Below are 12,269 nucleotides of genomic sequence, written 5' to 3'. Positions count from 1 at the left end.
GGAAAGGTGTAGTTATGGAAAAGAGAAGATGGCCACGAAAGGCCGCCGAATTTAATGCCGTTCTGAGCCTGAGCCTGAACGACAACTTTCGCTGCATCATTCGTGATTTCAGCCAGGCGGGTATGCTTGTCAGCCTGGATGATCTGGTATTGGCCAGGCTCAAACGCAGCGTCAGCGCCAGCCAAGCAAGGCCTGCGAGCATCTGCCTGGAACTATCTGACCGCAGCATTGCTATGGATGTACAGGTGGTGCGCTTCACCGAGCAGGGCGCCGGATTACGCTTGGCGGACCCCAGCCCGGAAAACTATCGCGCACTGCAAGAGGCGACGGAGGGCAACCAACGCGCCGCCGCACCGATGCCACGCAAACTGTTGGCCGGCCAGAGCCAACTCAGCCCGGAGCACCGGAAGGTGCTGGCAAAAACTACCAACCTGGCGTTCCAGCAGTTTCTGGAAGATCACTTCACCCGTTATTTTGGGCAGTTGGAAACGGCGCTGCTGGTCGAGGCTGACCGGCAGAAGACCCAGGCGTTGCAACAACCGTTCTTCGACGCCATCGCACTGTTTCGCAAACAACGCCAGCGCGTGCTCGGGGCCACCGTCAACCGGATCGGCGAAACGGCGATGGATATCGCGCTAGGCCGGCAAGTCCCGGAACAAGTGGCCGAGCAGAACGAAGGCAAGACGCAAACCCTGACATTGGTCGACAAGCACGACTTCGAGGATTGGCTAGTGGTGCGGGTAGCCATATCGCGGACCGAACTGGAGGTGCGCGACAGTCTTATCGAACTGCAACTACGGATCGATGCCGCTTTCGGTAGTCGCAGCACAAGCCGGACCTTCAATCCCTACTCCCCTTCGGCGCTGTGCAATACCTTCTTTGAGGTCATCCGTCATCTGGGCCTGAGCAACAGGGTTGTGGAAGTAGTGTTCAAGGTACTGCAAGAGAGCATTCTGGCGCACCTGGAGACCATATACCAAGAGCTCAACCGTTCATTTGTGCAGGCGAACATCCTCCCCGGCCTGGATGTAAACCACTATCTTGCGTCCCAGGCCCAACAAGCCTGGCCGCAGCAAGCGTCGCCCTCCACCGCGACGGCGGACACCCCGCGCACTGACGAATACTCTGCGGCACCGCCAGCACCGCCAGCAGCGCCAGGAAGCGCGGAGGAAACGGCGTTGGAACAGCAGACTCCCGCGTCTGCCTCAACGGCGGTTGCAGGCCAGGCGTTCAATGCGGCGAGTCAACTGATGAGCCTGCAGCGGCAGTTGACCCCGGCCGGCGGCGAGCAGCCTAACTCAGGCCAGACCAGTAGCCAGCAACCCTCACGTGCAGCATTGACGGCGCTGGACACCATGAAAGCCCGGCTGCTTCAGGGTCAGGTCAGCTTCAAGGGTCCAGGCGCGTTGAAAAGCCAACTGATACAGAGTAACGGTGGCGTGCGGATCGACCTGAGCGAGTTCGAGCATGACTCGGTGGAGATGATCGAGTCTCTGTTCGACAGTATCGTGCAGAACGAGCGGGTGGCCGAAGACCTTAAGGAGGAGTTGCGCAAACTGCAGGTGCCGTTACTAAAGATCATGCTCAAAGACCCGGAGCTGTTCAGCGGTGATTTTCACCCAGCGCGTCAGGCCGTCAACTATCTGGCCTTGCTGTCTGACCAGGGCAGCATCCACCTGGAGGCCAACAAGGGCCCGATCCGCGAGAGTATCCAGCATATCCTCGAGAGCGAGGACGACACCCTCGCCTTTAGCCAGAGCCTGGACAATCTGGATACCCTGGTCACCCGTGAAAAGCGCTTTATTGATCGCAACCTCAACCGCATCCGCGAAACCTGCGCCGGTCAGCAACGGCTCATCCAGGCGAATAGACAGATCGAGCGTCAGTTGAGCGAGCTGTTTGACCGCCCGGTACCCTCCGCCCTGATTGATCTGGTCAATCATGGCTGGAAGGATCTGATGCGTTTGAGCTATTTACGCGAAGGTATCAACAGCGCGTCCTGGAACATGACCCAGACCGTGATCTGCGACCTGCTCTGGCATTTACTCCCGCAAACCAATACCCAGCGCCAGCAGCCACACGCGGTGGACTACCTGTTGAAACTGCTCGGCAAGGGTTTGTCCAAGGTGCCGGAAAACGGCTATGCCCATACCGAACTGCTTGAGCGTATTAGCCAACTATTGGCCAGCGGCGTGCAAGACACCACGCCAATGGCACTTTACAGTTCAGCGGAGCTGAACAGCGAGGTGCTTGAGGAACGTCTGGCCTCACAGGTGGAAACCGATAAGGGCCTGATGCGCTGGCTCAAGCGGGCCCGAAACCTGAAAGTCTCGCAGTGGTTCGAATTGACCCAAGCAGGTCAGCAAACCCAGCTCTACCAACTGGTATGGATGGCCGACGATGCCAGCCAATTCATGTTTGCCAATCACCACGGCACCAAAACCTCGGGACTGTCACTGGAACAGGTTGCCCAGCTACTCCGCGATGGCCATCTGGAGCTACTCCACGACGCAGCCATGCCCGCTGTGGAACAGGGCCTCGACGCCCTGGTACAGAAAATCTATGACAAGCTGTCTTTCGACTCCGCCCACGACCAGTTGACTGGCTTGCTGACACGCAAGGAATTTTCGCGCTGTCTGGCACAATGCGTGGCGCAGGCACAACAGGAGCAGACCGCACACACCCTGATCTTTTTCGATATCCAGCAGTTCAAGGTGATCAACAACACCTGCGGTTACGAAACCGGAGACCGGTTTCTGCGCGATCTGGCGCGGCGCATCAGCAGCTTTGTTGACGAAGAAGCATTAGTCGGCCGCGTGGGTCCGGATCAGTTCGCCATTCTCGCCCCCATTGATGCCGACAAGGCCGGCTACCGGCTCGCCACGGAGCTGAAAACGGCGATAGAAACCACCCGTTTCGTCCATGAGCAACACAGTTTCGTGATCAATACCGTCATGGCGATGCTCGGGTTCGATCAGGCGAATCAGAAGATCATGGATTTATTGCGCTCGGTTGAGACCGCCGCTGAGATCTCCAAACGCTCGGGCCACAAGGATATTCAATTCGTACTGCCTGGCGACGAACGTCTTGAGGAGCTCGACGAGGCCATGCTCTGGGTCACGCGGATCAACCGCGCGCTGGACGAGAACAACCTCAAACTACGCTGCCAGAAGATAGCTCCCCTGGATACTCAGGAAGCCGCTCTGCCCCATTACGAAGTGCTACTCACGGTGATTGATGACCAGGGTGAGCATATGCCGCCGGCCGATTTCATCAAGGTCGCCGAGGACTACAACCGCATGGGCTCGGTGGACCGCTGGGTCATCGAAACCGTGCTGCGCTGGATGATGGAGCACCAGGATCAACTGCACCTGTTCGGCGGTTTCTCTATCAACCTGTCCGGCCATTCGATGAATGATGATTCCTTCCTCGATTTTATATTCGACGCCCTAGTGCGCTATCAGGTACCGCGCGACAAGCTGATCTTTGAAATTACCGAAACCACCGCGGTGGCTAATCTGGAAGACGCCGCCGACTTTATTAATGAGATGCGCAGTATCGGTTGCCGGTTCTCCCTGGACGACTTTGGTGTGGGCCAGTCGTCCTATTCCTATCTCAAGCGCCTGCCGGTGGATTTTATCAAGATCGATGGCGCTTTCGTGCGCGACATCACGCGCAGCGACGTGGACTTCGCCCTGGTGCGCTCGATCACCGAAATGGGTCATTACCTAAACAAGAAAGTGATCGCAGAATACGTATCGGCTCAGGATATTCTGGATACTGTCCGCACTATCGGCGTGGACTACGTCCAGGGCCATGTTCACGGCCTGCCCGGCTTGCTCGACCAGTTGAACCTGAAAGCACTGCCAGACAAGCTCAGCGACCAGGCGCCAGCCTGACGGGCGGCCCGCTCGCTCGGGCCGCCCGTCTGAGGATCATTTGACCTCGTCGGGACGTCGTTGGCGCTCGTATAGAAAGCGCAGGACCTCTGAGCGATACTGGTTATATAGCGGGTCACTGGCCAGCGCCAGGCGTTCGCGCGGTCGTTCCAGCTCAATACTCAGCACTTCGCCGATCTTGGCTGCGGGACCATTGGTCATCATGACGATCTTGTCTGACAGCAGTACCGCCTCGTCGACATCATGGGTGACCATCAGCACGGTATTTTTCAGTTCCGACTGAATGGCCATGACCGAATCCTGCAGGTGCGCACGGGTCAGTGCGTCCAACGCGCCAAAGGGCTCGTCCATCAGCAACAGGATTGGCTCCATCGCCAGCGCCCGGGCGATACCTATGCGCTGCTTCATGCCGCCGGAAATTTCCGATGGGTATTTGTGCATGGCGTGATCCATATGCACCAGGTGCAGATTGTGCTCGATCCACTGGCGCATTTCCTTGCGGTTCTTGCGGCCCTTGAAGATCTCTTTCACCGCCAGTTCAATGTTCTGATAGCAGGTCAGCCAGGGCAGCAATGCGTGGTTCTGGAATACCACCGCACGATCTGGTCCCGGCTGGTTGACTTCACGGCCTTGGAGTACGGCGCCACCTTCAGTGGCCTGACTGAGCCCGGCGACGATATTCAGCACCGTCGACTTGCCACAGCCGGAGTGGCCGATAATCGACACGAACTCGCCTTTGGCAATCTTCAGGTTGACCTTGTCCAAAGCCCTGAATACGCCGCCACGGGTAGGAAAGTCGATGGATACGCCGCTGAGGTCGAGGAAGGGCGCCGCGCGCCGTGCGCTTTCCTGTTCCGCCGCGCGGGCCTCGGAAGCGGGCTGTGTGATCATGTGCATGATTGACATGGTGTTACCTCGTATAGGTTCATTGCCCGGCCTGCTTGTCGTGAGACAGCCACTTTTGCAGCGTGACCATCAGCCAGTCGAGCAGGAAGCCGATAAAGCCGATGACCAGGACGGCAAACATGATGCGCCCCAGCGAATTGGAACTGCCGTTCTGGAACTCGTCCCAGATGAACTTGCCGAGCCCGGGGTTCTGCGCCAGCATTTCCGCGGCGATCAGCACCATCCAGCCGATACCCAGGGAAATCCGCAACCCGGTGAAGATCATCGGCAGCGCCGCCGGAATGGCGATTTTGAAGATCTGCTTGCTCAGCGGCAGGCGTATGACGCGCCCCACGTTGATCCAGTCGCGATCGATCGAGCCCACGGCGACAGCGGTATTTATCAGCGTCGGCCACAGCGAACAGAGCGTGACGGTAATCGCCGAAGTGACAAAGGAGCGGCTGAACATCGGATCGTCAGAGACGTATACGGCACTGACCACCAGCGTCACTATGGGGAGCCAAGCCAGTGGCGAGACCGGTTTGAGGATTTGCACCAGTGGACTGATGGCCCCATACAGGTTCTTGCTCAAGCCACAGGCGACACCAATCGGGATGGCGATCAAGCTGGCGAGAATGAACCCGGCAAACACCGTTTTCAGACTGGTAAACACCTGATCAACAAATGTTGGCGCCCCAGCATAGGAGCGCCAGCGCACCTCAGCATCCGGATCCTCCGCCAGGCGCTCGGCGTTACGCTGCTCCTGGCGCTCGAGAAAGGCAGCCTCACGGGCCCTTTCACGCTGATGATCGTCATACAGATTGCCCCCCTGCTCCCATACCTGCACGGGGCCCGGCAGCGTACCCAGACTGGTATCGACTTTGGACGCAGCCGCTGCCCAGACCAGCAGAAACAAGGCTATGGCTATCAGTGGCAAACCCACTTGATTGAACAGGTCTCGCGCCTGCTCACGGCGATTTTCGCCACGGATCAGACGGACCACCGGCACCAGCCAGTTGAATCCCGACATCTCCATGTAATGAATGATTCTGTTACTCATGGCATCACCTGCTTACGTGCTGCACCGCGAATCGTCCCGGGCCAGCACCCGGAACGACGGCTACAGATCAAATTGATTCATCGCCCTTGAGGCCGATCTCGAAGCTTTCCAGATAGGCGTTGGGACGCGTGGCATCGTAAGGCACGCCATCGATGAACTCGCTGGGCGTGCTACGCATGCCGTCTTCCGTGGCAAAATCCGGAAAATCGTCCGCGGCCATCTTGCCCTCGGCAATCAGCGCCTTGGCTGCTTCGGCATAGACGTCAGGGCGGTAGATCTTCTTCGCCGTATCCAGGTACCAGCTATCCGGCTTAGCCTCGGGAATCTGGCCCCAGCGGCGCATCTGGGTCAGAAACCAGATGGCGTCGGAGTAGAAGGGATAGGTCGCATGGTGGCGGAAGAACACATTGAAGTCAGGCTCGCTGCGGCGGTCGCCCTTCTCGTATTCGAAGGTACCGGTCATCGAGTTGGCAATCACCTCTACATCTGCCCCGACGTAGTGCGGCAGGGACAGGATCTTCGCCGCCTCCATGCGGTTGGCGTTATCGTCAGCGTCCAGCCAGTGTGCTGCACGGATCAGCGCCTTGACCACCGCCTTGTGCGTATTGGGATGCTTCTCGGCCCACTCGTTGCTGACCCCGAAGACCTTTTCGGGGTTGTTCTTCCAGATCTGCTCATTGGTCACCACCGGCACACCAATGCCCATAAAGACGGCTTGCTGATTCCAGGGCTCGCCTACGCAGTAGCCGTGGATGGTGCCGGCTTCCATGGTCGAGGGCATCTGCGGTGGCGGCGTTACCGAGAGCAGCACCTCGGCATCCAGCTGCCCCGAGGTATCCCCCCGATGCGGTGCGTAGAAGCCCGGATGCAAGCCACCCGCCGCTAGCCAATAGCGCAACTCGTAGTTGTGGGTGGACACTGGGAAGACCATGCCCATGCGGAACGGTGATCCCTGATTGCGGTATTCCTCGACCACCGGCTTGAGCGACGTGGCGCTGATCGGGTGGACCGGTTTGCCGTCGGCATGAGCTACGTGCGGCTTCATTTTCGACCAGACATCATTGGAAACAGTGATGGCGTTACCGTTCAGGTCCATAGAGAAGGCGGTAATGATGTGCGCTTCGGTACCAAAACCGATGGTCGCGCCAATCGGCTGCCCAGCCAGCATATGCGCACCGTCGAGTTCGCCGTCAATCACCCGATCAAGCAACACCTTCCAGTTGGCTTGTGCCTCAAGCGTGACAAACAGGCCCTCGTCTTCGAAGTAACCCTTCTCATAGGCAATTGCCAGCGGTGCCATATCCGTGAGTTTGATAAAGCCTAAGTTCAGGTCTTCCTTCTCGAGTTTACCCTGGGCCTGCACCTGCGCCACTGCGGCAAAGGTCAGCCCCAGACTCAGCAGTGCGCCAGCACCCAGGCTGCGCCAGCCCTGCCGGGGCAGCGTAGCGCCAATACGTGCACAAGAATCAAGATTCAATCGTTTCATAGGTCCTCTCCTGTAGAGCAAGGGCGTAGGGGAAGGGCGCCGATTGGCGCCTCAAAAGGCCACCTGCGCCATGAGCCAGAGCTTGCTGGTATCGGTAGCAAAATCATCTGCGGAATAGCGCGCATATTTGGCCAGCAGATTGACGCGGCCAAAACTGCGGGTAGCCTGCAAGTTGATTTCCGTGCCGTAATCGTCACCGCCGCGGTCGGCGGAAAAGTCATGGTAGGCCGCTGCCAGACCGGTCCCAGCCAGGGTTCCAGAAAGCTTCAGATAGGTATCGCGCAAGCCATCTGCCGGGGTAGCCAGAAACACATCTGCCCAACCGTTGAAGGCATGCGCAGTCGCCAGCGGCGTACTGAAGGCACTGCCATCCACACCTAGAACCTCGTGACCAACCAGGGCAGTGACGCCGCTGACCCGCGCACCGAGCTCAAGCAGGTAGTAATCGGCATCAATACTCGAGGCGCCGTCCTGGTAGTCGTCCTGCTTGGCGTATTCAAGGGTGTAGAGCAGGCGGTTGTCGCTGCCCAGCGGATAGCCACCGGCGAAGCGGGCGCCGAGTGTCCGGTTGGAGGCCGCAGGCGCATCGACATACTCCAGAAAGTAGCCGTACAAGCTCAGCTTGCCGGCATCGAAGCCGCTGTAGCCCAGGTTGAGCAAATGCGACTGCATCTCGGTCTCGCCATTCGGCGAATCTTCACCAAAGATGCGATTGACCTTATCGATATAGGCGTAGCTGAGCTGGGTATCTGCTAGTGAACTGTTAACCAGGCTGAAAGCATCATAGGTTTGCTCGTTCTGGCGCCAGCCAACGTTACCGATAAAGCGTGCGTTGTCATAAATGATCCGCTGACGCCCCAACTTGAGCAGGCTACCGGGTACTCCGGTATAACTCAGAAAGGCCTGATTGACTTCGGTGCCGTCAGGATCGGCGACCACGGAGTATTGCGTTTTCGCGCTGGGTAACCCGGTCGCGTTGTTATAACGCTCGGACCCGATCACCGTCACGTCATCAAATTCCAGAAAAGCCGAAACCCCTGCGAAGGCTCCGGTGGCATAGTTCAAACGAGTACGTAAAGTCGACGCATTGGCGTTGCGCTGCTGATTGTCCTGATCCACATGCTCATAGCGATAGCGCAAATCCAGCCCTACCTTGCCGCCGGTGAGCGCCTCGCTCAGCGAAGCACTTTGCGCTTGCGCAACGCTAGCGGACAGCATCAAAGCAGCGGCCGCAACCGGTAAGCGAACAGCCTGTAAAGCCGACATTGCAGAGTTCTTGTTGCGCATTTCATTCCTCCCCAAGAAAAAAAAGCAAAAAAAAACGTCCACAGGTGCAACCAAGACTTGGTTGAACCGGTGGACGCCTTTGCCCGAAAATAATCTGAGGATGCAGCAACTGGCTAGATCTGCGCTTTCACGTAGATTGACTACCCATGGCGGACGCATCCGCAAGTGGAAAAAGCAAGGTCTGTGCCAGATTACCGATCACCCATGATTAATAAGCAAAATTGCCCATGCACTAAGGCTATACCCGCCCCGCGCATGCGCTATCAGGTCGCATTGCAGCTCGATGCGGCGGCACCCTGCACTGATTGGTCGCATCATATGACCTGGCCAGCCGGCTGTTCTGTCCGCATGACCAGCCCTCTCTTGCTGTGTACTATTGAGGCAGTTATTACCCTCCCAGAGCCTGTGCCATGACCAAGATTACAGAGCAATACCCCGTCCTAGACGTGCTGGTGATCGGCGGCGGGGTGAACGGCAGCGGCATCGCGATGGATGCCGCCGGGCGCGGTCTCAAAGTGCTACTCTGCGAGATGAATGATCTGGCTTCGGCTACCTCGTCCAGCAGCAGCAAGCTGATTCATGGCGGCCTGCGCTATCTGGAGTTCTACGAGTTCCGCCTGGTTCGCGAAGCGCTTGCCGAGCGCGAATCGCTGTTACGCAATGCACCGCACATCATGTGGCCGATGCGTTTCTGCCTACCCCACCAGCCGCACTTGCGCCCAGCCTGGATGATCCGCATCGGCCTGTTCCTGTATGACCACCTGGCCCGCCGCGAATTGCTCGGCGCCTCTAAAGGCATCCGCTTCGACACAGACAGCCCTCTGGTCAAGGGCATTAAACGTGGATTCCTGTATTCCGACGGTTGGGTGGATGACGCTCGACTGGTGGTGCTCTGTGCCAAGGCAGCGGCCGCGAAGGGTGCGCAGATCCGCACCCGCTCGCGTTGCGTGAGCGCAGTACGCGAAGGCCCGCTATGGCGGGTGTGTCTGGAAGACCAGCACAGCGGTGAACAGTCCGAGTATCGCTGCCGCGCCCTGGTCAATGCCGCCGGCCCCTGGGTCAGCAAGGTACTAACCCAGGCCGTGGGTCAAACAGTGGCCAAACAGATACGCATGGTCCAGGGCAGCCATATTGTGGTGCCGCGCATGAACATCGGCGAGCACGCCTATATTCTGCAGAACAGCGATGGGCGGATCGTCTTCGTCATTCCCTATGAGGATGCCTTCTCGCTGATCGGCACCACGGATGTCGATTACTGCGGCGACCCTTCACAGGTGACTATTTCCGAGCAGGAAACCGAGTACCTGCTGGCGGTGGTCAACAGCCATTTTCGCCAACACATCAGCGTCAGTGACATCGTCTGGAGCTTCTCTGGCGTCAGGCCGTTAATGGATGACGAGTCGGCCTCCGCGCAGAAAGCCTCGCGCGACTACAGCTTTGAACTGGACACGCCGCCGGGCGCGGCACCCCTGCTATCCGTGTTTGGCGGCAAGATCACTACCTACCGCAAACTGGCAGAAGCGGCGACTGATAGCCTATGCCGCTACTTTCCGGATGCCAAACCCGCCTGGACCAAAACGGCAGTGCTGCCGGGGGGTGATTTTCTAGATCAGCCAAGCCTGCAACGCCAGCTCGCTGGGCAATATCCCTGGCTGCCCGCTGATCTGTTGCAGCGCTGGGTACGCACTTATGGCACTTTGTGCCGGCATTTTCTGACCGGCTGCGAGAGCCTGGAAAGCTTGGGAGATCACTATGGCGCAGGCTTGTATGAGCAGGAGGTGCGCTATCTGGTCCGCGAGGAATGGGCTCTCACCGTTGAAGACATTCTGTGGCGCCGCACCAAGCTCGGCCTGCGTTTGCAATATGCCTCGACGACGGCGCTGGAACACAAGCTTGCACAACTGCTGGGTAGCCGCCTGACCACGCCTGCAGAGCCCGCTAATCCATAGCGCTTTGCCGACGAATGATCTGCGCCAATGGGTTATAATCGCTGGCCGAAACCCACCTGTTCTTCAATCCGCAAGGTTTTCAATGAGTAACAACGCTGCTGAAGTCGCCAAACGTCGTACCTTCGCCATCATCTCCCACCCGGATGCAGGCAAGACCACCATTACCGAACGCCTGCTGTTGATGGGTCAGGCGATCAACGTGGCAGGCACGGTAAAGGCGCGCAAATCCGATCGCCATGCCACCTCCGACTTTATGGCCATGGAAAAGCAGCGTGGGATTTCGGTCAGCACCTCGGTCATGCAATTCCCCTATCGGGACTGCATGATCAATCTGCTCGACACCCCCGGCCACGAGGATTTCTCCGAGGATACCTACCGCACCTTGACCGCAGTGGATTCGGCGCTGATGGTACTGGACGGCGGTAAAGGGGTAGAGCCCCGCACTATTGCACTAATGGAAGTCTGCCGGCTACGCGACACACCGATCGTCAGCTTTGTGAACAAGCTGGATCGCGATATCCGCGACCCGATCGAGCTGCTCGACGAAATTGAAGCGGTACTGAATATCAAGGCCGCCCCTATCACCTGGCCGATTGGCTGCTATCGCGATTTCAAGGGTGTGTACCACCTGGAACAGGATGTGATCATTGTCTACGCCAGTGGGCATGGGCACGAGCGTACCGAAGCCCGGATCATCCGCCATCTCGATTCCGACGAAGCCCGCGCGCATCTTGACGACCTCTATGATGACTTTGTCGATCAGTTGGAGTTGGTACAGGGCGCCTGCCATACCTTTGACCAGGAGGCTTTTCTCCGGGGCGAAATGACCCCGGTATTTTTCGGTACCGCGCTGGGCAACTTCGGTGTCGATCAGGTGCTGGATGCGATCGTCGACTGGGCGCCCGCCCCATTGCCGCGCCCCGCCAATGAACGAGTCGTGCAGCCCACCGAAGACCCCTTCACCGGATTCGTGTTCAAGATTCAGGCAAATATGGATCCCAAACACCGCGACCGCATCGCTTTTATGCGTATCTGTTCAGGCCAGTACGAAAGGGGCATGAAGCTGCACCACGTGCGCACCGGCAAAGAACTGCGTATAGCGGAAGCCCTGACTTTCTTCGCTGCAGAGCGCGAACACCTCGAAGAGGCCTGGGCCGGCGATATCATCGGCTTGCACAACCACGGCACCATCCAGATTGGTGACACCTTTACCCAAGGCGAAAGCATCAGCTTTACCGGCATTCCGCATTTCGCTCCAGAGCTGTTCCGCCGGGTTCGCCTGAGAGATCCGCTGAAATCCAAACAGCTACGTCAAGGCTTGCAGGAGCTGGCTGAAGAAGGCGCCACTCAGGTGTTCTTTCCCGAGCGCAGCAACGAAATCATCCTCGGCGCGGTCGGTGTGCTGCAGTTCGATGTGGTCGCCAGCCGATTGAAAGAAGAATACAAGGTAGAGTGTCTGTACGAGCCCGTGACCGTATGGTCCGCACGCTGGGTCGACTCCAGCAACAAAAAGAAACTTGAAGAGTTTACCAACAAGGCGATGGAAAACCTCGCCATAGACGGGGGCGGCCATCTGACTTACCTGGCACCGACGCGGGTCAACTTGAGCGTTACCGAAGAGCGTTGGCCGGACATTCGTTTTCTGTCCACCAGGGAGCATCACTAAGGCAACCTTTGCTCCACCCATGTGGCCGGGTTTTGTC

General features: G+C 58.2%; 7 protein-coding genes. 3 read left to right on the top strand and 4 right to left on the bottom strand.

Features of this window, described 5'->3' with window-relative positions; genetic code table 11:
- Window positions 1-14: 14 nt before the first annotated feature.
- Entirely contained in the window at window positions 15-3,899 is a 3,885-nt protein-coding gene (locus K787_RS0105425) for a DUF1631 family protein (protein ID WP_022961778.1), read from the top strand.
- Window positions 3,900-3,935: 36 nt separating this feature from the next.
- Here the strand turns inward: K787_RS0105425 and K787_RS0105420 are convergent, their stop codons facing one another.
- The 4 genes from K787_RS0105420 to K787_RS0105405 form a co-directional block, all read right to left on the bottom strand.
- Window positions 3,936-4,790, bottom strand: coding sequence for an ABC transporter ATP-binding protein (locus K787_RS0105420; RefSeq protein ID WP_084671954.1), 855 nt, complete (start codon window positions 4,788-4,790; stop codon window positions 3,936-3,938).
- 34 nt (window positions 4,791-4,824) lie between these two features.
- A complete protein-coding gene (locus K787_RS0105415; protein ID WP_022961776.1) occupies window positions 4,825-5,844 on the bottom strand; it encodes an ABC transporter permease in 1,020 nt (339 codons plus the stop codon).
- A gap of 67 nt (window positions 5,845-5,911) precedes the next feature.
- A complete protein-coding gene (locus tag K787_RS0105410) occupies window positions 5,912-7,330 on the bottom strand; it encodes a CmpA/NrtA family ABC transporter substrate-binding protein (RefSeq protein WP_022961775.1) in 1,419 nt (472 codons plus the stop codon).
- A gap of 51 nt (window positions 7,331-7,381) precedes the next feature.
- Window positions 7,382-8,617: an alginate export family protein gene (locus K787_RS0105405; protein WP_022961774.1), complete on the bottom strand. Its 1,236-nt coding sequence runs from the start codon at window positions 8,615-8,617 to the stop codon at window positions 7,382-7,384.
- A gap of 410 nt (window positions 8,618-9,027) precedes the next feature.
- Between K787_RS0105405 and glpD the strand changes: the two genes are divergently transcribed.
- Together glpD and K787_RS0105395 are read left to right on the top strand one after the other, a co-directional pair.
- Window positions 9,028-10,566, top strand: a complete 1,539-nt coding sequence (gene glpD / locus K787_RS0105400; RefSeq protein ID WP_022961773.1) for a glycerol-3-phosphate dehydrogenase — start codon at window positions 9,028-9,030, stop codon at window positions 10,564-10,566.
- A gap of 82 nt (window positions 10,567-10,648) precedes the next feature.
- Window positions 10,649-12,232 carry a peptide chain release factor 3 gene (locus K787_RS0105395; RefSeq protein ID WP_022961772.1) on the top strand — a complete coding sequence of 528 codons (1,584 nt, stop codon included), beginning with the start codon at window positions 10,649-10,651 and terminating at the stop codon, window positions 12,230-12,232.
- Window positions 12,233-12,269 lie beyond the last annotated feature (37 nt).

It is taken from the genome of Halopseudomonas pelagia CL-AP6, assembly GCF_000410875.1.
Lineage (GTDB): Bacteria > Pseudomonadota > Gammaproteobacteria > Pseudomonadales > Pseudomonadaceae > Halopseudomonas > Halopseudomonas pelagia.
Note: the sequence above shows the minus strand (reverse complement) of the source record. Positions and strands in the feature narration are given on the sequence as shown.

What these genes read in the sequence shown, in the direction of transcription:
- K787_RS0105395 (WP_022961772.1), top strand. Translation starts at nt 10,649, where the DNA reads ATGAGTAACAACGCTGCTGAAGTCGCCAAACGTCGTACCTTCGCCATC.
- K787_RS0105410 (WP_022961775.1), bottom strand. Translation starts at nt 7,330, where the DNA reads ATGAAACGATTGAATCTTGATTCTTGTGCACGTATTGGCGCTACGCTG.
- K787_RS0105425 (WP_022961778.1), top strand. Translation starts at nt 15, where the DNA reads ATGGAAAAGAGAAGATGGCCACGAAAGGCCGCCGAATTTAATGCCGTT.
- K787_RS0105420 (WP_084671954.1), bottom strand. Translation starts at nt 4,790, where the DNA reads ATGATCACACAGCCCGCTTCCGAGGCCCGCGCGGCGGAACAGGAAAGC.
- K787_RS0105415 (WP_022961776.1), bottom strand. Translation starts at nt 5,844, where the DNA reads ATGAGTAACAGAATCATTCATTACATGGAGATGTCGGGATTCAACTGG.
- K787_RS0105405 (WP_022961774.1), bottom strand. Translation starts at nt 8,617, where the DNA reads ATGCGCAACAAGAACTCTGCAATGTCGGCTTTACAGGCTGTTCGCTTA.
- glpD (WP_022961773.1), top strand. Translation starts at nt 9,028, where the DNA reads ATGACCAAGATTACAGAGCAATACCCCGTCCTAGACGTGCTGGTGATC.